Below are 21,817 nucleotides of genomic sequence, written 5' to 3' on the forward strand. Positions count from 1 at the left end.
TATCTACAACAGTAGAAATTTTGTATTGGTCTTAAACTCTAACCTTTGTACTACAGTACGGTTTGTTGCTATATTTTGCATTTGTTACGTCAAAATATGGTGTTTTAAGATTTTTCATGGCAATTTTCTCCAGTAAGACTGGGGGGTTGCAATTTTCAGGTTATCACAAAAACATCGGTTTCTTCGTTTTTTGCGTATCCGTAGCATGTTTTTTTGCAGGTTGCCGACAGATTGAAAATTATCACAGAATCTTCCTCTGTAAAAGCCTTCATGTAAACATTTTGAATTTCATTTTCGATGTTGGAAAGCACGGCTTCGCTGTTGTGAATTTCAAAAACTGAATACTGAAGGCGGAACCCGAACTTGCTTAAAAACTTTGCAAATTTTGTCCTTACCTTATCATTACTTATATCATAACTGACCAAAATCATCAAGATTCCTCCTTGTCATCGAGGTCAAAAAATGGAAAATCTTCGGCGTTTTTTTTCTGCACGAATGCGCGGTAATAACTTTGCAGGTAAATGAAAATTTCGTTTTTATATTCCATGATTGCCTTTATAAAAAGTTCGACATACGGGGCGGAATTTTTCCAAGGAAGGATGAACTGTTCCTGATTTTTCCAGAAATCTTTTTCGTTTATCTGTCCAAGATTAAAAGCCTTGATGAGAGCCGCGTCAATAATTGGGCGGAACGGTTCTTCCAAATCGCAGACGAGGGATTTTCGGTGAAAAAACTGCGTATGAAGAATCCCGACATAAACATCAAAACCGTACATTTCCAAAAGTGCGTTTATTACATTGAACAAAATCGTATAACCAATATCCAAAAGGCAGTTTGTAATGTCATGCTTAACCCGCGGTCGCCGTGCAGTCCAGTCGTGCTCCTTAAAAAGCGTCTGAAAATACAGTTTTGCACTTACGCCTTCAATTCCCATAATTTCCTGAACTTTTAAATTTGGTTTGAGCACTTCTTTTTCAAAATTTTTGAGTTTCTGAATAATGTCCTTTTCTTCTTCAGATTTATTGCGCCGTTTTTTTAGCAGAAAGTTCTGATTATGGATTTTGTTTGCAATTACTCTAGCAGCAATGTCGGTTTTGTCGTATTCATACTGGCGCCTTCGTAAAAGAACATTGCCTTCTGCCTTGGAAGGAATGATTTTAGTTACTCGAAGGTTGGGTGTCATAAGAACGATGTTAAAGCCGAATTTATTTGCCCTGTCCAAAAGTCCCGATGTAATGCAGTAGTCTCCGCAGATAAAAAGCAGGAAAAGTCTGTAGCAGGTGGACTGATGCTTTGTTTTTCCATTTTCGTCCGTAATCAAAAGATTGTCGTTTTTAAAGCTGATTTTTTCGCCCTTGCCGGTAAACACAAAGGCAATCTGCTTATATTCAAAATCCCGGGTACTCATCATACGACGCCTCTATTTAATTAATTTCCGCCGCGGTACGATTTTTGAGCAAGCGGTCTGTCACAAAAATCGTTGTAAATGCAGTTGCGGCATTTTTCCGGGGATTTTGGAATGTATTCTGCCGGATTAAAAAACTGCATTTTTTCGTTTGTGGATTTAAATTTTTCAAACATTTCAGGATTTTCTTCCGGCAGTTTCTGCGGATAAATCTTGTTGTCGTCGCTGGAATAAAAACGCATTTCCTTTACCGTGTACCCCATCTCCCTAAGGCAAAGGCATTGCGCATAAAGCTGAAAAATATAGCCGTCATAAATCTGTTCAATATGCTTTTTTCGTTCCGTAAGAAGCGATTTTTCCGTGTCAAAAATGTCAATCTTCCCACAAAGCTTAAATTCGTCAGAATAAACATCGATTCCCTGCAGAATGTTTTTATGAGTTGAATACCGCTTTTCATCAATTGCAGAGTGGGCAGCCTTTCCGTCAAGCTGTGCATTGTCATAATAAAGTCGTTCTGCCAAATCGCCATACAACTGATGATAATAAATAGAAAGCGGACAAAAGATAAAATCGTTCAGATAAGTGATTTTAAGGTAGAGTTCCATGATACTATTTTCCAAATTCCGGGCAATATTATTCAAAATTATGAAAATCTAAAATGATTTGCAGAAGTTTGGTTTTACCGGAATCACTGCTATTCTTTTGTTACATAATCGATTTCATTTTCAATCTTTTTCAAAATATCTTTTGGAAGGAATGCCAAAATCAAGCATATAAATATCACCACGTGTCATTTTTTACAATCTCCCATAGTTTCGTAAAATAACACAGATAAACATAAAAAATCCATAATTTCCAAACCATCTGCACGCCTGCAAAAACTGTGTGTTTCTGGCAAGCGTGCTGGTGGTGGGGTTAGTTCAAATATTGTTTTTCCTGCACAAACTTGAACCAGTCGGCGTTGGAAATCTTCATATCAGCTTTTTTTAGTTTTATTTCATCTGTTTCATTAAAGCGTCTTAAAAGTTCCAGACCTTTCAATGCAATATGATAAGCTCCGTTTGCATCGGCATCTATTGGAAGTTTTGCCTCTTTGCCAAGAGAAAGCTGGTTGCGGCTGTCAAAGAATGTTCCGTCATCGGCTTTTACAGGTGAAATGATGTAATCTTCTCCTGTCTGAGCATTAGAATTTCGCATTTGAAGTATTAGTTTAAAATTTCTGAGAAGCGAATCCCAAAAAGAAGCAACATTTTGATTTGGTTTTTCATCTGGTTTTAAATCTGCACCGATTTCCATAATAACATCAAGCAGATTTTCATCATCATGAATTTTTATTTCAGCCTGTTCAAAAGTTTGTTTTAGTTCATCAGTCGGAAAAACATCTGAATAAGATTTATTTTTCGGGAAATAAACAATCCGCTTGTCTTTTGAAAAAACAGTCCATTTAGTTTTGGCCATTTCAGTTTTACCTTTGCCATCGAAATTTTTATAGTCAAAAGCAAACGAAAAAGACATAGTTTCGCTATCATATTTTATCGAATCAAATTTTGAAAAGAATTCTCTCTTTCTGCGGACATTCGTTAAATCACGCAAATTAAAAAGATCTGCAAAACCTGATTTAGGATCAATTTTTGAAGTGTAGCCGGCAGGAACATAGAACAAAAATCCTGATTGTTTGCCTAGCTTTTGAAAACTTTCAAACTGACCGGCAAGTTGATATCCGTTCAATACTCCGCCAGGTTCTGTAAATCCTTTATCTTTAAACACAAGATAATTCAGTTTATCAATAAGCATGCGCTCAAATTTCTGATAAACCTGTTTTTCAACATGGAAGCGTCCGCGTTTAAATCCAAAATTCAAATCTTCCATAACGATGACTGCATTATACTGGATCATCATTTTTGTAAGTTCATGAATTACAGCAGAAAGATAACCTTCTTTTAATTCTGCGATTTTTCCAATTGCTGTCCAGTTCTTTCGTGCGGCATCACGTTCTTTCTCACGGTTGTCGAGTTTTTCGTGATAATCAACCTTTATAATCCTGTCATTTTGTTTTCGTTCAACTTCATTGAAAGTAAACTGTTTTAAGATTTCACCTTTTTGATTGATAAGTGAAAAATAAATAAGATGGCGTTCACCTCGGTCCAGTCCGATTATGTTTACCTCAGGGTTGTTTTTCAAAAATTTTCTTACGCGCTCATTCATTGTCAGTGAATTTCCCTGCGCCTTAAAATTAATTGTAATTGGAACATGAAATAAAAATTTTGCTTCAGTAAAATGCTTGTCTTTTGTTATGTCATGACTTGCTGTTTTTACACTAACTTCATGCTCCTTTACAAAAACCTGTGCAGTTTCAGACAATTCTGTCTGCATTCCATTCTGAACCTTATAGATTTCATTATAAATCTCAGCAGGGACAGAAACTCCGTCTTTTGTAACTTTGTTTACAAGTTTTGAACCGGTTTTATGAACTATAGGTTCTTTTATTCCGGGTTCACGATAAAAAATTTCTGCTTCTCCGTTAAGTTTCAAAATCGTGTCAGAAAGATTTTCTTTGCTGAAAAGCTGTTTCCAGTAGAGAGTATGCATATTCGGTTTTCCAGAAGCACCTTTTGCAAAATCTTTGTTATAAATCTGAAAAAGGAAAAGATTTCCGTCTGTAACCATTTTTTCTACTACAGATTCAGGAATAGCAGTAAAAGTGAGTTTGTAGCCTTGTTCAGAAATTTCTCTATAAAATTCGCTGATGTCTTTATACGAAGATGTTTCACTAAATTTGAAATCAAATTTTTTCCAGTCTTCATGACGATTTATTGCATCTTTAAACCAGTCTATCAGGCTGTGGCAAAAGTCAAGGTCAAAACTATCTCCTTTCTTATGTTTCCCGGCATTGTACCCGTTCAAAATTTCTTTTGGGGGATTAAAAGTTTCAATTCCTTTTGTTGAAAAAAACACTTTAGGAAGCATTTTATTTGGTCCGGGAAGAAGTTTATAAATCATTTTCTGGTAACATTTTTCAGTATTTCCTTCATAATTTTCAAGAAACTTCGGTTTGTTATTTGCATTCATAATTCCAAGAAAATATTCATCATCTTTTATCAATATGACAGAAGTATTTGCCTGTTCCTTATTTTGATCCCATCCATCCGCTAAAGTCGGATTATCAAAATTTAACTTAAATTTTTCAGGTATACCGGATTTTTTTGAGATATAGTTTCTTGTTTTATTGTAAAGTGAAATTACTTCATAAAGCACAGAATAAATTTCATCATACTCTGAATAAAAACTTGTATCACCGATTCCATTAACTTTCAGAGGTTTTATTCGATGCAGTAAATTTTGTACAGAATCAAGATAATTCTTGATTTTTTCAACTTCTTCTGGGTTTTCCCTCAATGTATTTTCGGAAGAAACATTCCCAAAAACTTTATTTACTTCGTCAAAATTACTTTTTATTTGTCCGCACAATCCGCTTATTGACGGCTCAATTATTTCTTCACCTTTTGTGAATATGCCTGTTTGTTTTTCAAAATACCAACGCTTTGTTGTTTCAAAATATTCTTGAATTTTGATTGAAACAGCAGAACAATTTTCTGAACTATATTCTAAGACTTTGTTTAATTCTTCAAAACTGAAAATTCCTTTTGATTTTGAAGTATCATCATCAAGTTCTTTTTTCCACCGTTTCTGTTCAGATTTAGTCAAAGTTTCTTCGGCGAAGATATTCATTCTTTTTTGCAAATAGGCCCAGTCGCCTGTAAGAGTTTTTGAAACTGCGTTCATGTCTTTTTGGTTTATGTAAATTTGGGATAAATCATATTGGTTAATATTTTCAGTCAGTTCCATAACCAAATCAAAAATATTTTTTCCATCTTTATTTTTTGAATCCAGTTTTTTTGCAAAAGACAGAACAGCCTCTTTTAATTCTTCATCAGATTCTAATGTTTGTATTTTAAACGACAATGAACTTCTGTCGCTCAAAATCTGTTTATACAATGGTACAAACTTAATTCTCCTATTGTCTTTTGCAAAATCAACATGCTGCTGCCAGAACAAGTTTAAAAATTCATTTATTCCTCGTAATTTCACATCATTTTCTTTTTGAACAATTCCGCCAATTATCTGATTATAATAATCAATTCCGCGTTGATTTTCTGCTCCTGTCTGGCACAGATACCTGTTAAAATTCTTTACGCAGAAAATATCTGAAAGCTTGTCATTCCCAAGATATGCAGACAGTTCTTTCTCTACAAGTTCAATAACCTCAGGGCATTTTTTTTGAATTTCCTTAAAAGACTCTGCATTTTGCAAAAACTTCGGGAAATTTTCGTTTACAATCCTATAAGGCACTGCTGTTGGAATCGGTTCGTCCTTGTACATATTTTTTCTGTTTTCTTGAAAACCTTTAAAATATGAACTGAATCTTTTGAAAGTTTCCACAGCTTTTTTATTTAAACTAAATTCAGTTGATTTTTCAAACCATTCTAGCAGAATACTGTTGAAAAGGTCTTTTGGGGTTGATGCCGTAAGACATGCAAACCTTTTATCTTTTGAAATTATTTTTACAATTTCTTTTCTAAGAAAATCCTGTTCTTTTATTACAGATGAATCATCTTCTTTGTTTTTGTTATAATCGGTTATAGAAGCTGCAAGCTTAGTCCAGTCAAGATTAACTTTCTGCAGAACATCATCAATAAAATATTTATGATAGTTGTCAAGAATTATTTTTACATCTTTATAATCCTGCGATTTTTTAAAATCACTTTCCAGTAATTTTTCTTTTTCAATATTTTCAAGAGTTTTCCCCTTTGGCTTTAATTCAAATCTCAAAGTTTTTGAAATTGAATACCCGTTCCCCTGTCCGCAAAATTCTTCGCTGATTTTCATAAATTATCCTCCATTTATTTTACTATGTATTTTTCTGCCACCTTTTCACATTCCGCACGGATTTTTTCGCGGAGTTCCGGCGGTTTTATTACTGTGGCATTGTTTCCAAAACTTAAAAGCCAGGTGTAAATCATCTGCGACTGGTTCGACTTGAATTTCAGTAAAACAGTTCCGTCTTCGTTTTGTTCAATAATCTGGTCTTTGTGCCATTCGCGCTCTAAAACATAGCGGCTGGTTTCTTTTGCAAATAAAATTTCGTATTCTTCAAACCGGTCGGGATTGTTCCAGATGCCTAATTCCAAATCAATATGCTTTTTAATGTCAAAATCTTGCGGGACTCTAAAAGAGTCATTTTGTAATTGTGCATTTTGAATTCTTGCAAGTGAATAAATTCTAAAATCACTTGTCTCGTGTTCAAAACCGAAAACATACCAGTTTCCTTTCTGGCAAATTACTTTATACGCGTTAAAAGTTTTTTCTTTCGGCTGCTGACTTTTGGAACTTTGGTATTTGATAGAAAGAACTTTACTGCTTTTTATAGCCTTAAAAATCATATTAAAAATGTTTTCGTCGATTTTTGGGAGCGGGTCTGAAATAAAGCTGATGTCCTGATTCAAAAAAGAAGAATTGACGCTCACCGTGTCTGGCAAAAAATCAACAAGCTTTTTCATAATGTTTTTAAACGATGATTCAAGAGGTGTGTTTTTGTACTGTTCCATAAGAGGAAGAAGCGCGGAAACTGTAAAAAGTTCGCCTTCTGTTAAAATTACATTTGGAACAGAAAAAGTCGGGTCGGTGTAATGATACATGTTTTTTGACTTGTCGTATTCAAGTGGCGCATTCAAGTCATCACGAAGTCTTTCAAAATCTCGCTCAACAGTGCGCTGCGAAACTCCAAATTTGCGTACAAGAGAGGCAATTTTAACATAAGAACCGCCGCGAAGCATTTCATCAATCTGAATGATGCGTGTAGTCCGGCGGATGTCATCGTTTTTCTGCAGTTTTTCCATATTATGATTATATCATTATAAATCAAAAAAGCGACATATAATGTCGGAGTAGAATTGTTTTTATGAACTTTTTATGATGTATGGTTTTTATCAGTCAATCTAAAATGAGTGCGTAAAACGACACAGAAAAATCGGATTTGTTCAGACCTAACAGTCTTCACTCTTTTCCCCCGTGAGCATCGTTAGATGCGAACAAATCCGTTTGTTTTGTTATTTTGCATTCTTTTCTTTACTCTCTATCTGTTTCAACTCTTTAAGAGTTTCAATATAAGCCTTTTCTGCAGAAGAAAGTGTTTTTACCTGATATTTTCGGTATTCGCCTTCTGCTTTTTCCATTGCATTCTTGTGGCTGATTTTGCCTGCCCCTTCCAGAACTTCTTCACCAACAGATTTTATTGTACGGTCAAGCTGTTCTACATAATCACTCATGTGCATTTCGTTGTGATTTTCTGCCTGATACTCTGCAATATACGAGTGGTCAAGACACGCTACGCTTAAAGTCTTGACTCACTCGTTTTGTGGATTTATTTTTTATTATAAATCCACAATCAAAAAAGGCGGAAACAAGCGCGTTCAGTTTTTTCAGTTCCTTTTCGCTAAGATAATTCTTTGCAATCCGCACATCATCAAGAGTAATGTCAGCGCCCTTAAAAGAAGTAAGCCCCATAAATTCTTTTTCACTGTCAGCCCTGTCATAAATAATCTCAGCAGCAGTCTGACGGTTTACCGCATAATGCAGCTTATTCTGAACCATTTTGAAAAATGAAACAGATTCCTGTGATTTAGGATTATAATCCACACTCGTAGCATACAAATCCAAAACCTGACGGTACATTACTTTTTCAGAAGAACGGATATCGCGGATTCGTGCCAAAAGTTCTTTCCAATAATCCCCACCGCCAGCCTGTTTAAGGCGCTCGTCGTCCATTGTAAAGCCTTTGCGGATATATTCGTTCAGTCGTTTTGTAGCCCACTGACGGAACTGAGTCGCAATTTTCGATTTAATGCGATAGCCGAGAGAAATAATCATGTCGAGGTTGTAGTATTTTGTATTATATGATTTGCCGTCTGTAGCAGTTGTTCGGAATTCCCGAACAACTGAATTTTCGTCAAGTTCCTCTTCTTCAAAAATATGCTTTATATGTTCGCTTACATTTGCCTTGCTTGAGTTATATAAATCTACAAGCTGTGCCTGAGTAAGCCAGACCGTTTCACCTTCAAATCTAACATCAATAGAAACATTATTCTCTGAGGTTTTGAATATTACAATTTCACCAGTGTTTTTTTCTACGTTTTTCTGCAGTTTTTCCATATTATGATTATAGCATTATAAATCAAAAAAGCGACATATAATGTCGGAGTAGAATTGTTTTAATGAACTTTTTATGATGTATGGTTTTATCAGTCAATATTCGACAAAAGAAAGTGTTTATTTTAATTCAGCCAGCATAGGCTGCTCTTTTTTGAATATTTCAATTTGTTCATCAGATAATTTATCAGGATAATCAGTGAAAAAATTAAAAATACTCTTCTTGTCAAAACTGAACAAAAATTCTCCTTTAGAACCTAGGGTATCAACCATCCAGATTTGATCTTTTTCATCATTTTTATAAAAGTTCATTTTATTGTTCCTTCTATATATAACTGATTAAACTTTCCGGTCAACCTGCAACAATTGCGCATCTTCACGGCAGATTTTTACGGTTTTGCTTTATTTTTAAATTAAACTTCGCGGACAAAAAAATATTTCATCAAGAACAAAATTTATTTTCATCTTGATCAAAAATTATTTTTATCTTGAACAAATATTTTGGAAAAAGGCTGTTTGCACCTTGTAAACAGGCTGTTTTCGTGTTGTAAACAGTCTATTTACAGCCTGTAAACAGACTGTTTACAGATTTTTGCAAAAACACAGAATCTAATTCTTTATTATATAATAACATAGAACAGCATAAAAAACAATGAATTTTTAATTTTGCAAAGGAATATCAAATAAGAATAAGCGGCAAGGATAGTAGGGGCGGCGAAGCCGTTCGTAAGCAGCTTGCTGCGTCGAATGCAGCGATAGCGGAACCCCGAATAGCCTGGTTTTTGGTTGCTTTTGTTACTTGAGACTTCAGAAGGAGTCTAAGCAACCAAAAAGCCGCCATCAATAATACTTTTCAATTCCGCCGAAGCCCTTAATCAATTTGCCGTCGCGCGTTTTTGCGATAAAGTTTTCAAGCCGTTTTTTAAATTCTTCCGGTCGCTTTCTTGCCGCATCAATATAAGCAACGCGGATTCTTTTGTAGCCGTCGCTCAATGTCTGAAAGTTTTCCCAGGCACGCAAATCGCTTTTTATGCTTGTAATAATGTCATTAGGAAAAACATACGGCGAACGAATCAAAGGCAGAACTTCCGGGCGGATTTCGTCCATCAAAAGATTATTTTTTTCAAGCCAGATAAGCCGTTCTATGTTCGGTCTTGAATACGCACTTCCTTTTTTCCTCGGCGTAAAATGCTGCGCCCTGTGAGTTCTGTCGATATGCTTTATCGTACTGTCAATCCACCCGAAACACAGCGCCTCTTCAACAGCATCGTTATAAGAAAGGCTTTCCTCGCCAGATTCTTTCATAGGGAACACAAACCAGACCTCTTTTTGCGTCCTGTAATTTTTCAAAAGCCAGGTGCGCCAAACCGACCGCGACGAAGTGTAAAAAATATTTTCCGAACTGGTGGAGTGTTTTTGTTGCATAATAATTATTATACAGCTTTCTCGATTTTTTAAAAGCCGAATATGTTTCTCTTTTTTCTTTACAGAATATTTTTATGACTTTTTTTGCGATTTTTAAGCTGCATTTTATTTTCTTTGTATAATCGTTCTACTCGTTTATGATTGATTTTTATTCAATCTTGATGAAATAACATTGTTATCATATAATTATTACAAATAAAAATTTTAAAAAAAGGAAGGTGTTTATGAAAAATAATTTAATGAAAATTTTATTATCTTTAGTTTTATTGATATTTACTTTTTCTTGTGAAGTTAATTCTGAAAAACCAACAAAACCATTACCATTGTCAAAAGATTTTATTTTTATAAAAGGTGCAACCATTGAAGGCGCAATTCAAGCAGAAGGATACACAGAGAGTCCTGGGTTTATAGCAGGAGGTACAGTTACTATTTCTGATTTTTACATGTGCGACCACGAAGTAACACAAAAAGAATTTGCACGATATTACGAAGGTTATGAGTATCGTATAAATGAAAATGAAAAAGCTATCGGGGATAATTATCCTGCTTACGATTTAAATTGGTTTGATGCATTAGTTTATTGTAATAACAGAAGTATCGCAGAAGGCAGAACACCTTGTTACACAATTAACGATTCAACAAATCCAAAAGATTGGGGAAAAGTTCCAAAAAGTAGCACTTGGGAAAGTTGGGAAAATTGGGTTAATGTAACATGTGATCCTTCAGCAAATGGTTACAGACTTCCAACTCATAAAGAATGGGAATACGCCGCTAGAGGTGGAAACGCTCTTAAAGGTTATCAGTTTAAATATGCAGGAAGTAACGATTTAGATGAAGTTGCTGTTTGGAATACAGACATTGTATCAGAAATAAAAACTAAAAAACCAAACGGTTTAGGAATTTATGATTTAAACGGAAATATAGAGGAATGGACTTTTGATAAATACAAAGGAAACGAAAATGTCCTTTATGCAGGAGGATATTATTTTTATAAACAACCTGAATCTTTTCTTTTATCTAGATCATATAGTAGTTGCATAGCAATGAAACTAACAGCACGAAATTCTCAAATTGGTTTACGGGTAGTTTGTACTGCAGAATAAAAAAATTCTATTTGTAAAATAGAATATGGGAGAGTGTAATAAAAACTTTGCCTAACTAGCGTCAAAGTTTTTATTTAAGGTTTAATACAAACCTTAAAAACGGAGAAGTCAAGGCTTTAAGCGACAGCGTGCCTTGACTCGACGTATTCACAAGTTCGCGTTGCAAACTTTCTTATAAATTGCTGTTCCTCATTGCATTACGGAACAGCGTAAAAAGTCAAATCGGAAATTGATATTTCCTCATTGACTTTTTATGGGAGTAAGTATGATAAAAAGATTAACTTCATTTTTAATAGTAACAATTTTTCTTTTTTGTATAACTTGTTGTAAAGTTAATATCTCAGAAGAAAAAAATCCTTTTATGCCAGTTATCGTTCCAGAAATGGTAAAAGTTTCTGGTGGAATAATTAATGGAAAGAATAATAGTTTATACACTTCAAAAGGAAGTTTTCCTTTGGAAAGACGTGTTCAGTTAAGTGATTTTTATATTGGAAAGTATGAAATAACTCAGGAACAATATTACAGCGTAATGTGGGATCAAAAAGTTACAGTAAAAGGAATTGATGGAGTTAAATTTCAATTAGAGCCTAATCCTTCGTATTGTCAAGCTGATAGTGATGTGTATCATTCATTTGAAGGTGAAATTCAAGAAAAGCGTCCTGTAGAAGGTATAACTTGGTTTGATGCAATTTGGTTTTGTAATGCTTTAAGTAAAAAAGAAAAATTAAATCCTGCTTATAAAATTACTGTTACAGAAGTATCTTCAGTAAATCTTTCTAGTCATATAACAGATGCAGAAGTTGAATTTATTTCTAGTGCAAATGGATATCGTTTACCTACTGAATGCGAATTTGAATATGCTTCTCGTGGTGGAGATGTAAATGAACTAGACTGGAATTTTCTTTTTAGTGGTATAGATACCGAATCTAGTGAAAAACTAGCTAATGTTAATAAAAAATGTGATCAAGTTGCTTGGTATAGATACAATAATAGAACAGGCGAATCTTCTACTAGTGGAAATAGAGAAGATGATACATATTTTTCCTACAAAGGAACTCATGAAGTTGGAAAACGAAAACCAAACAGACTTGGTCTTTATGATATGAGTGGTAATGTTTCAGAATTTTGTTATGCAAAAATAAATGAGAATATATCTCCAAAATACACAGGTGAATTAGAAATCAATCCTGTTCGTTTAGATGAAAATGGAAATCATATTTTTACAGCTGGTGGAAGTTGGAGGACTGGAGCTACTGCTTGTTATGTTTATAACTTTCCTCCAAATATGCCAGGTAACCGTAATAATACTTGGGGCTTCCGTGTAGTTCGTTCTGCAAAATAAAATTTACTTATATATAAATTAGGTTTATATTATTTTAGGCAAATACGTCCGGTCAAGGCACGCTTTGCTCAAGGCCTTGACTCGGCCGTTTTTAGGGTTTGTATTAAACCCTAAATAAATAGCAGGTAACATTGCTTTGCTACCTGCTATACTTTAATACACAAACAATTCCCTGTTACCAGGTGCGGCCTGCCATCTGTCTGAACTGCGCAACCGTGGGTGTATGTGAATTAAGTCCGCCATCGCATGTGAGAACCTGTCCGTTCATATACTCAGCTTCATCACTTGCAAGGTATACACACAAATGTCCGATGTCATCAGGGTTACCACAGCGTTTTCCGAGAATATTGGAAAGGAAGATATCCTTCAGTACATCCGGAATACGTCCTTCATTCTGAGGAGTAACAATCAGACCGGGACGGACACAGTTACAGCGAATTCCACTGGGACCATACATGCAAGCAACATACTCAGTCAGCTTGTCAACGCCTGCCTTTGCACAGGCATACGCAATTGTTCCGAGATCTCCTCCTACACTGGCCATAGAACCGATATTGATAATATTGCCACCCTTCTCATTCTTCATAAGGAAAGGCAGTGCTTCCTTGATCATGTTAAAGGTTCCGCCCAGATCCGTAGCTACCACAGCATTGAACTCCTCGAAGCTGATCTCGTCCACACGTCCGTCCTTCATTCCCATTCCGGCAGCGTTGTTGATCAGGACATCAATTCTGCCAAACTTCTCTGCCACATCAACGATCAACGCATGCATAGATTCTCTGTCAGTCAAATCGAAGGCGTGAAACCATGCGCTGCCGCCTTCTGCTGCAATTTCATCTACTACCTTCTGACCTCTCTCCATATTACGTCCGGTAACCACCACCTGTGCTGCTTCCTTTGCACAGAGCTTCGCAATGCCAATGCCGATTCCACTTGTTGAGCCGGTTACAATAATAACCTTGTCCTTTAAACGATTCATACTTTTCCCTTCAAATTGATATATTATTTTGCTCACTCATAATTACAAGCCATGTTTCGGTTTAATAATTCTCTTTTCTTACTTCAAAGTAAGCCTGAGGATGATTACATACAGGGCAAACCTCAGGTGCCTTTGTTCCAACTACGATATGACCACAGTTACGGCACTCCCATACCTTCACTTCACTCTTTTCAAAAACTTTAGCGGTCTCAATATTCTTAAGAAGTGCGCGGTATCTTTCCTCATGATGTTTTTCGATTGCGGCTACCATACGGAATTTTGCTGCAAGAGCTGTGAATCCTTCAGCTTCAGCTGTTTTAGCAAAATCTTCATACATATCTGTCCACTCATAGTTTTCACCATCAGCTGCTGCTTTTAAGTTTGCAGGTGTATCGCCTAAGCCATTCAATTCCTTGAACCACATCTTTGCGTGTTCTTTTTCGTTGTCAGCTGTCTTTAAGAACAATGCTGCCATCTGCTCATAGCCTTCCTTCTTAGCAACAGAAGCAAAATATGTATACTTGTTTCTTGCCTGAGATTCTCCTGCAAAAGCAGCCTCAAGGTTTTTCTCTGTCTGAGTTCCTGCATAAGGATTTTTCTTCTCTTCTTCCATCAGCTTAAACTTTTCCTTTGGCTGTTTGCAAACAGGGCACTGCTGTGGTGCTTCTTCTCCTTCATGAACATAACCACATACTGTGCATACCCATTTCTTCATAATCTTTACCTCTTCTTTCTTCACATTATTTTTTTCGTTGTTTGGAATCATTTCTAATATCTTTCTTGCAGCATCCACCGGAAAATCTTTTGTTGGCGGATTTGCAATCAAATCTTCCAAAAGTTCATGTGTATTGTTACTCTGTGGAAGCATAAAGCCTGCTTCTCTCATAATGTCTTCTGCTACCAGTCTTTCTGATTTTGCTACCGCTTTCATCAAACGATACAGTCCATCTTTATCAGTAGTTTCTGCTATTTGAAGTGCTTCCTTTTCTTCATCCGCTTTTGCCTGTGCAGTCTTATTCAGCACTGCTTTCACCTGATTTGTCTTTGGCTGTTGTGCAGGATATTCCTTTGGCACCATGGAAATTGCACCACTCGGGCAAGCCTGTGCACACATTCCGCAACCGATACACTTATCTACATCAATCACACTATTTTCTGTGTCTGTAGCTCCAACAGGGCAAACATAAAGACATAGACAATCTTTTGTACAAAGTCTTAGATTTCTTACAGCTACTTTTTCATCCATGATTATGCTCTCCCTTCTATTTTCTCAAATTTCCAGTCAGGAACCTTACACACCGGGCAAAGCTGTGGAGGTGTATCGCCTATGTAAACAAATCCACATGTTGTACATACCCAGATATTGGTATCTTTTAACATGGCTTCACCTTCGTTCAAATAGCGATTCACCAACGATGAAAGCATTCTTGTAACCTTTTCACCCCATACACATACTCTTGCAGCACCCCTGTCTGCATTTGCATCTGCAGTAGCTCTTACAGCTGCATAATTATCTGCATCTGTCTGAAGTTCCTTGGCAAGTTTTTCAACTGATGCATCATTTACCGCCGGTACAACTGCGGTAAAATAATCTGCTAACTGCTTAAATAAACCTGCTTCTTCCTGTTTATACTGTTTCTCACAGCCTCTGGCAAGATTGGAACAAAGTGCTGCCAGTTGTCCTGCTGAAAGCTTCTCTAAATCTGCTTCCATTGGCTCTATGGCTGTTACCACTTTCTTTTCGTCACCATTTGCTTCCGGTTTAAAATCCGATTTTGCCGCACCACATAGTGGGCATTTCCAATCATCCGGCAATTCTGCAAATGGGACTTTCTCTTTGGCATCATCGTAGACATAGCCACAAATCTGACAAATGTACTTCATAGAGAATACCTCCTTTTGTTTTATTATGAAAAGCTATTGTCTACCCTTCTCTATTTCTCCAGAATAGTCAATTATGCCTCCAAATTCAATAACATTTGTATACCCTAAGTCCACAAGCTTCTGTGAAGCCTGCTTACTTCTGTTTCCACTGCGGCAATAGACATATATAGTCTGATTCTTATCTGGAAGCTGTGCAATCTCTTCTGTTCCAATGGATTCATTCGGAATATTGATTGCTTTGGGAATATGTCCTTCTTCAAACTCATCTGTTCTTCTGACATCCAAAAGAATATATCCCGAATCTTCCTTCATAAGGTCAAGTCCCTCTTCCATGGAAACCTGTTTATAACCTGTCTTTTGTTCCGTGTTCTGTACAGAATCAGTTTTTCTACATCCTGAGAGGATACAGATAAAAGTCATGCATAGAATCAGTATTTTTTTCATAATGCCCCCTACTCCTTATCCATTCCACAAGGAAGTGATAATTCTATCAAATTTGTTTCCCTCATGACATTCTCATAGAAACGATATCCGCCTGAGAAATTGTAACAATCAAATCCTTCCCCAGATAAAATTCTACAGGATATATAGCTTCTTAATCCGCTTTGGCACATCACATACACTGGTTTTGACTTATCAAGCTTATCAATGTTTTCTCTTAAATCATCTACAGGAATATTGATAAATCCGTCCACATGACCTCTTGCATATTCACCTTGCGTTCTTGTATCAAGAAGTGTCACACTTCCATCTTTTGGCAGCTTGTCCAGTTCGTCATAGTGAAACTGTTTTACGATTCCGCTTTCAATATTCTCAATCATAAATCCGGCCATATTTACCGGGTCTTTTGCAGAGGAATAAGGCGGAGCATATGCCAAATCCAAATCCTTAAGTTCTGTTGCTTTCATACCGGCACTAATTGCTGTTGCAATTACATCCAATCGCTTATCGACTCCATCGTAGCCCACAATCTGTGCTCCAAGGATTTTTAAAGTACTCTTTTCATACACAACCTTCATTGTCATGACTTTTGCACCGGGATAATAGCCTGCATGAGAAGCCGGAGATAAAACAACTCTTTCATAATCTATTCCGGCATCTTTCGCTGCTTTTTCGGTAAGCCCTGTGCTTGCAGCTGTCATATCAAACAGCTTGATAACCGAAGAACCCATGCTCCCTTTATAATGACTGTCTAAGCCGCAAATATTATCTGCCACGATCCTGCCTTGCTTGTTTGCAGGACCTGCTAAAGAAATAACCGCATTATTTCCCGTAACTGTATGCTTTACTTGTACTGCATCTCCTACCGCATAAATATCCGGTACGGATGTCTCCATTTTATCATTTACAACAATCGCTCCCTTAATGCCAAGTTCAAGTCCTGCCTTTTTTGCAAGTGTAGTTTCCGGGCTGACACCGATTGCCATTAGAACCATATCGGTACTTATTGGCTCATCATCTTTTAAAAGAACCTGTAACTGTTCCTTCTCCTCAAATCCGATTACGTCACCGCCAAGTTTTAGACTTATCCCTTTACTGCGTAGCTTATTATGTACAAGAGTTGCCATATCATAATCCAGTGTATTCATCAGCTGTTTCGGTCTTTGTACAACTGTTACTTTAACACCCAAGTCACATAGATTTTCCGCAACCTCAAGTCCGATAAATCCACCACCAACCATAACTGCAGTTTTGGGTTTCTTTTCTTCTACAAAGCTTCGTATTTTCAATGTATCTTCTACCGTTCGTAATGTAAAAATCTTATCATTATCTATTCCCGGAAGATTCGGCTTTATCGGTTTTGCTCCCGGTGATAAAATCAATTTATCATAAGATTCCTCATATACTTTTCCGGTATCCAGATTGTAAACTGTAACTGTTTTCTTTACAGCATTGATGTCTGTTACTTCATGATGAACCTTCATATCTATGCGAAATCTGTTCCATATGCTTTCCGGTGTTTGAAGTGTCAGTTCCTCCTTATCCTCAATTACACCGCCAATATAATAAGGCAGTCCGCAATTTGCATATGAAATGTATCCGGAGCGTTCAAAAACGGTAATCTGTGCATGTTCATCTAATCTTCTAAGTCTGGTTGCTGCTGTTGCACCACCTGCAACTCCACCCACAATTACAACCTTCATCCTTTCACAACCTTTCCTCTGTATGAACTAATACCTCCAATATTGGTAACATGTGAAAACCCCATCTGTTTCAATGCAGATGTAGCACTACTGCTTCTTGCACCACTTTGGCAATATACAAATAGAGGTGTATCTTTATCCGTTATTTTTGCAAGGACTTTCTCTATCTGTTGAAGAGGAATATTCTCACTATTCTCAATATGTCCGGATTCATATTCTTCCTTTGTTCTAACATCTAATAATACAGCTTTTTCTGTTTTCAAAAATTCCTGAACTCCTGCATTGATATCAGCTTGTTTAAAAAATCCGAAAATACTCATTGTAACATCGCCTCCACTTCTGTCTTTGGTCTTGCACCGACAGCTTGTTTTACAACCTTTCCATCTTTAATGAGGACAATGGTTGGAATGCTCATCACTCCAAAGGCTTGTGATAATTCACCCTCCTCATCCACATTTACTTTACCGACTTTTGCTTTTCCTTCGTACTCATCTGCAAGCTGTTCAATAACTGGCCCCATCATCCGGCATGGTCCACACCAGGGTGCCCAAAAATCAATCAGTACCGGGATATTGGATTTCATCACTTCATTTTCAAAATTTTCTATTGTTATTTTTAATTCAGCCATTTGTTAGCCCTCCTATTTTTTATTTCAGTAATCATTCCTGATTTCTAACTTCATTATATACATTAGGAGTTTTCCCTTCTGTGACTGAGTCTCATTATTCAATAATATTTTTCAAACCTTCAAAATCTTTTATAAGAATCGTACCTCTGTTAAGCTCTATTAACTCATCTGATGCAAATTGTTTCAACATTCTAGCCACTACCTCTCTTGCGGAATTGACTTCTTTTGCAATAGCTTCCTGTGTCATTTGAATCGTATTTTCGCCGGTTTTTTCATAAACAGACAGTAAAAATCTTGCCATTCTCACATCAAATCTTGCAAACAATATTTCCTGCATCACCCAAACCACGTCAGAGAATCTCTTCGTCGCAAGTTCATAGGCAAAACATCTCACATAGATATTACTATCCATCAGTTTTTGAACCATTCCGGAATGAATCGCCAAAATCTCTGTCTCTTCTTCTGCATATAGCTGTACATCCAGTGATATTCCTGTAATCACGCAGGACGCTGACATAATGCAGCATTCTCCACTTCCGATATGAAACAAAGTAATCTCTCGTCCTTCTTCATTTGTGATATAAACTCTGATAGAGCCTTTTTGTACATAAATCATTCCAAGGCATGCATCTGTCATTCCATAAATATAGGAATCTTTTTTGTAAGTGCGTAAAATAGCACCCCCTAACAGCTGTGCTTTTTCCTCATCCACAAGATTATTCCAAAAAGGTATTTGCTTTACTACTTCATTAATATCCATCATTCATCCCGCCCAGCATTAACATAGATTAATGACAGTTATTTCCACAACCATGACTGCCACAGGTATGTCCACCTTCTCCATGCTCATGGTCATGATGATCACAACGTACCTCCGGATTATATCCAAGTGTTCCATTAATCAAAGCATTAACTGCTTCATCTGCATTGCCGGACACTCCACCATAAAGCTTGATACCAGCTTCTGCAAGAGCCATCTGTGCTCCGCCTCCGATCCCACCACAAATCAGAACTTCAATGCCTGCCTCAGAAAGCAAACCAGCTAATGCTCCGTGACCGCTTCCATTGGAATCCATTACTTCTGCTTTAACAATCTCACCATTTTCCACTTCATATACCTTAAACTGCTTAGTATGTCCAAAGTGCTGAAAAATTTTTCCATTTTCATAAGTTACTGCTATCTTCATATCTTTCTGTCCTTTCGCTAATATATTTTTTTCTGAATTTTCTGCATATCTCCGGCATGGTCTTTCACAACAAGCTTTATGTTTTCCGCTACAGATTCTATAATTTCCGCCGGATATCACTAATTGTTTCCCATTCACAATACAGTCCGAAATTTTATATCTTGCTCTCTCATATATTTCTGTGACTGTCGTGCGTGAAATATCCATAACTGCAGCGCATTGTTCATGATTTTGTTTTTCAAAGTCTACAAGCCTTATCACTTCATATTCATCTACAGAAAGAACCACACTTTCAGGATTTGTAACTCCTTCCGGCTCAAAACATGAATATTCCGGTTCACTACATATTCTTCTGCATCTTTTAGGTCTTGGCATTATATCACCTCTGTTTCCGACATATGTTGATTATAGCATAATATTTTATGTTTTTCTACATAAATATCCGGAACGATAATAATGTCATCTTATAGAATCGTCTACGCAGTCTTTCATTAATGCTTTAAATGTTTCTTATTGACATTATGAATTTATTGTACTAACCTAAACTCGTAGAATATATTTCAATAAAGGTAATGCTTCGAAAACTTTTGATTCTGATTATAATAGAGCAGTTTTTAGCATCTCTCATTGGAACCTACCAGTGCAAATCTCTTCTTTGAGACGGTTCCCTTTATCACAATTACAAATCCAATCTGCTGGGTACCATTCTTCATTATTCACAATTCTGTATAAATAAAGAACAACTCTTGTGGGATTGGGGATATGTCTCATTCATTATTGGAATAAGAAAATAATTGCAAAGGAGATATTTACTATGAAAGAAATAATATTAGGAAATCACATACGAAAGGTTCCTTCAGTTGCAGTTGGATGCATGCGCCTTTCTGAAAAATCAAAGGATGAGATGAATCGTTTTATTCATGCAGCTCTGGAACAAGGGGCATATCTCTTTGATCACGCAGATATCTACGGTGATGGTATGAGCGAGAGCATATTCGGCGAAGCGTTCGCAGATGATTCATCCATAAAGCGTGAAGATATTTATCTTCAGTCAAAATGTGGCATCCGCCAAGGCTTCTATGATCTCTCCAAGGAGCACATTCTGAAATCTGTCGATGGAATTTTAGAAAGGCTCCATACAGATTATCTTGATCTTTTGCTTATTCACCGTCCAGATGCACTCGTAGAACCGGAAGATGTTGCTGCTGCATTTGATGTTCTTTATGAAAGCGGAAAGGTTCGCCATTTTGGAGTTTCAAACCATAAGCCAATGCAGATTGAACTGCTGCAGAAATATGTCCGCCAACCACTCGTTGTCAATCAGGTTCAGTTCAGCATCCCTGTTTCCAATCTTGTTGCAAATGGCATGGAAGTCAATATGGAAACCCCAGGTTCAATTGATCACGATGGAAGTCTGCTCGACTACTGCCGCCTCCACAATATCACTCTCCAGGCATGGTCTCCGTTTCAGATGCCGGCATGGAAAGGCTGCTTTCTCGGAAGCGACGAATACCCTGAACTGAATAAAAAACTTCATGTGATTGCCCAAAAATATAATGTCAGCGATACTACTATTGCGGCTGCGTGGATTTTACGTCATCCGGCAAATATGCAGATTGTTACCGGCACTGCAAGTGAAAGCCACCTGAAAGAAATTATCGCGGCGTGCGATATTACTCTGACTCGTGAGGAATGGTATGAGCTATACCTGGCGGCAGGTCATCTGCTTCCGTAGGGATTATCGATTACCAGCATTATTTTCAAAATACTGGTAATCCTTAGAATTAGCAAGTTGTACGAAAGAATCTTCTCATTTACGAATTCTGGTCTCATAAACAACAGGAGCTTGTGAACAATCTGGAACATCTTGCCGCTACAAGTGTTACACCAACACCAGAACCACCAGATAGAAATCCATTACTTGAAGCATTGGGACGCGGAGAAGCCGTAAATATCTTTGACCTGGGAACCCTTTACATAACCACAAACGGAAAGGTTAAAGGAGATACTCCGCAGACTGCAACAATACCGGGCTTTCAGGTTAAATTCACCTGTTCAAAAATTACAAATGATGCTGTTTCGGCACTCGGAATAAAAAAGATTGTAATATCTGATTCCAGCCCGATAATCGGCACAAAGACAGATTTATTTACAGGAGAAGAAGGAACTGCATTCAGTGCCGGAAAAGCAATACGGATAGAAGGCAGGCACTTAAAAATCTCAGGCGATGACGGCGGAATCTTCTTTGCCCATGCAACGGAAAAAGGAGAGTCTGATTCTGATGAAGCAAAGTGGATAAAGGTTTCAAGAATAATCCGCAATGTTTCAAAAATTCTGGAATTCTTTTTGCCGTCAGAGCTGGAAACAGGAGTTCCCTACTGTATTGTCCTTAAAACGAACAGTACTTTTGGGAAAGCCACAAGAAAAACTTATTCTCTTGCCTGCAGTAATCCTGTTACTATTGCCGGATAAGGGAAGATATTTTTAAACCGAAAACAGGCAGCCTTGATTTAA

General features: G+C 36.9%; 22 protein-coding genes and 1 pseudogene. 4 read left to right on the forward strand and 19 right to left on the reverse strand.

Features of this window, described 5'->3' with window-relative positions; translation table 11 throughout:
- Positions 1–155: 155 nt before the first annotated feature.
- From cas2 to B5D55_RS06585, 9 genes are all read right to left on the reverse strand, one after another.
- The gene (cas2, locus tag B5D55_RS06550) at positions 156–431 is read right to left on the reverse strand and encodes a CRISPR-associated endonuclease Cas2 (RefSeq protein WP_078933210.1); all 276 of its coding nucleotides are present in this window, start codon (positions 429–431) and stop codon (positions 156–158) included.
- Positions 431–1,411 carry a type V CRISPR-associated endonuclease Cas1 gene (gene cas1, locus B5D55_RS06555; protein ID WP_078933211.1) on the reverse strand — a complete coding sequence of 327 codons (981 nt, stop codon included), beginning with the start codon at positions 1,409–1,411 and terminating at the stop codon, positions 431–433. Before cas1 ends, cas2 begins: the two co-directional genes overlap by 1 nt.
- A gap of 17 nt (positions 1,412–1,428) precedes the next feature.
- Positions 1,429–2,010 (reverse strand): type V CRISPR-associated protein Cas4, encoded by a 582-nt coding sequence (cas4, locus tag B5D55_RS06560; RefSeq protein ID WP_078933212.1) that lies wholly within the window; start codon positions 2,008–2,010, stop codon positions 1,429–1,431.
- Between the two features lie 310 nt (positions 2,011–2,320).
- Positions 2,321–6,292, reverse strand: a complete 3,972-nt coding sequence (cas12a, locus tag B5D55_RS06565) for a type V CRISPR-associated protein Cas12a/Cpf1 (protein WP_078933213.1) — start codon at positions 6,290–6,292, stop codon at positions 2,321–2,323.
- A gap of 14 nt (positions 6,293–6,306) precedes the next feature.
- The gene (locus B5D55_RS06570; RefSeq protein WP_078933214.1) at positions 6,307–7,302 is read right to left on the reverse strand and encodes a helix-turn-helix transcriptional regulator; all 996 of its coding nucleotides are present in this window, start codon (positions 7,300–7,302) and stop codon (positions 6,307–6,309) included.
- 210 nt (positions 7,303–7,512) lie between these two features.
- Positions 7,513–7,731 carry a RhuM family protein gene (gene rhuM / locus B5D55_RS11870; RefSeq protein ID WP_234975393.1) on the reverse strand — a complete coding sequence of 73 codons (219 nt, stop codon included), beginning with the start codon at positions 7,729–7,731 and terminating at the stop codon, positions 7,513–7,515.
- Between the two features lie 49 nt (positions 7,732–7,780).
- Positions 7,781–8,614, reverse strand: coding sequence for a RhuM family protein (gene rhuM, locus B5D55_RS06575; protein WP_234975394.1), 834 nt, complete (start codon positions 8,612–8,614; stop codon positions 7,781–7,783).
- A gap of 117 nt (positions 8,615–8,731) precedes the next feature.
- Complete coding sequence (locus B5D55_RS06580; RefSeq protein WP_078933215.1) at positions 8,732–8,923, reverse strand: DUF7675 family protein; 192 nt, start codon at positions 8,921–8,923, stop codon at positions 8,732–8,734.
- Between the two features lie 528 nt (positions 8,924–9,451).
- Entirely contained in the window at positions 9,452–9,916 is a 465-nt protein-coding gene (locus B5D55_RS06585; protein ID WP_200805300.1) for a YdeI/OmpD-associated family protein, read from the reverse strand.
- A gap of 344 nt (positions 9,917–10,260) precedes the next feature.
- On the opposite strand from B5D55_RS06585, the gene B5D55_RS06590 reads away from it, so the two are divergent.
- Together B5D55_RS06590 and B5D55_RS06595 are read left to right on the forward strand one after the other, a co-directional pair.
- The gene (locus B5D55_RS06590; protein WP_078933217.1) at positions 10,261–11,139 is read left to right on the forward strand and encodes a formylglycine-generating enzyme family protein; all 879 of its coding nucleotides are present in this window, start codon (positions 10,261–10,263) and stop codon (positions 11,137–11,139) included.
- Between the two features lie 265 nt (positions 11,140–11,404).
- Positions 11,405–12,481 carry a formylglycine-generating enzyme family protein gene (locus B5D55_RS06595; RefSeq protein WP_159446174.1) on the forward strand — a complete coding sequence of 359 codons (1,077 nt, stop codon included), beginning with the start codon at positions 11,405–11,407 and terminating at the stop codon, positions 12,479–12,481.
- 175 nt (positions 12,482–12,656) lie between these two features.
- Here the strand turns inward: B5D55_RS06595 and B5D55_RS06600 are convergent, their stop codons facing one another.
- The 10 genes and pseudogenes from B5D55_RS06600 to B5D55_RS06640 form a co-directional block, all read right to left on the reverse strand.
- The gene (locus B5D55_RS06600) at positions 12,657–13,460 is read right to left on the reverse strand and encodes an SDR family NAD(P)-dependent oxidoreductase (protein ID WP_078933219.1); all 804 of its coding nucleotides are present in this window, start codon (positions 13,458–13,460) and stop codon (positions 12,657–12,659) included.
- A 61-nt stretch (positions 13,461–13,521) separates the two neighbouring features.
- Positions 13,522–14,073, reverse strand: coding sequence for a rubrerythrin (gene rbr / locus B5D55_RS11730; protein WP_200805303.1), 552 nt, complete (start codon positions 14,071–14,073; stop codon positions 13,522–13,524).
- Between the two features lie 15 nt (positions 14,074–14,088).
- Positions 14,089–14,706 (reverse strand): annotated as a pseudogene (locus B5D55_RS12000) (rubredoxin-like domain-containing protein); the annotation flags it as partial.
- Positions 14,707–14,708: 2 nt separating this feature from the next.
- Positions 14,709–15,344, reverse strand: coding sequence for a rubredoxin-like domain-containing protein (locus B5D55_RS11875; protein ID WP_078933221.1), 636 nt, complete (start codon positions 15,342–15,344; stop codon positions 14,709–14,711).
- A 33-nt stretch (positions 15,345–15,377) separates the two neighbouring features.
- Positions 15,378–15,788, reverse strand: coding sequence for a rhodanese-like domain-containing protein (locus B5D55_RS06615; RefSeq protein WP_078933222.1), 411 nt, complete (start codon positions 15,786–15,788; stop codon positions 15,378–15,380).
- 8 nt (positions 15,789–15,796) lie between these two features.
- Positions 15,797–17,488, reverse strand: a complete 1,692-nt coding sequence (locus tag B5D55_RS06620) for a CoA-disulfide reductase (RefSeq protein WP_078933223.1) — start codon at positions 17,486–17,488, stop codon at positions 15,797–15,799.
- Complete coding sequence (locus B5D55_RS06625; protein WP_058351602.1) at positions 17,485–17,808, reverse strand: rhodanese-like domain-containing protein; 324 nt, start codon at positions 17,806–17,808, stop codon at positions 17,485–17,487. The genes B5D55_RS06620 and B5D55_RS06625 overlap by 4 nt, the downstream gene beginning before the upstream one ends.
- Complete coding sequence (gene trxA, locus B5D55_RS06630; RefSeq protein WP_078933224.1) at positions 17,805–18,116, reverse strand: thioredoxin; 312 nt, start codon at positions 18,114–18,116, stop codon at positions 17,805–17,807. The genes B5D55_RS06625 and trxA overlap by 4 nt, the downstream gene beginning before the upstream one ends.
- Positions 18,117–18,210: 94 nt before the next feature.
- Positions 18,211–18,879: a Crp/Fnr family transcriptional regulator gene (locus B5D55_RS06635; protein ID WP_143593249.1), complete on the reverse strand. Its 669-nt coding sequence runs from the start codon at positions 18,877–18,879 to the stop codon at positions 18,211–18,213.
- A gap of 25 nt (positions 18,880–18,904) precedes the next feature.
- Positions 18,905–19,678, reverse strand: a complete 774-nt coding sequence (locus B5D55_RS06640) for a DUF134 domain-containing protein (protein ID WP_078933225.1) — start codon at positions 19,676–19,678, stop codon at positions 18,905–18,907.
- A 439-nt stretch (positions 19,679–20,117) separates the two neighbouring features.
- On the opposite strand from B5D55_RS06640, the gene B5D55_RS06645 reads away from it, so the two are divergent.
- Together B5D55_RS06645 and B5D55_RS06650 are read left to right on the forward strand one after the other, a co-directional pair.
- Positions 20,118–21,038 carry an aldo/keto reductase gene (locus B5D55_RS06645; RefSeq protein WP_200805301.1) on the forward strand — a complete coding sequence of 307 codons (921 nt, stop codon included), beginning with the start codon at positions 20,118–20,120 and terminating at the stop codon, positions 21,036–21,038.
- 113 nt (positions 21,039–21,151) lie between these two features.
- Positions 21,152–21,775, forward strand: a complete 624-nt coding sequence (locus tag B5D55_RS06650) for a DUF4469 domain-containing protein (protein ID WP_078933323.1) — start codon at positions 21,152–21,154, stop codon at positions 21,773–21,775.
- Positions 21,776–21,817: the final 42 nt, after the last annotated feature.

The organism is Treponema porcinum (assembly GCF_900167145.1).
GTDB classification, from domain to species: Bacteria; Spirochaetota; Spirochaetia; order Treponematales; family Treponemataceae; genus Treponema_D; species Treponema_D porcinum.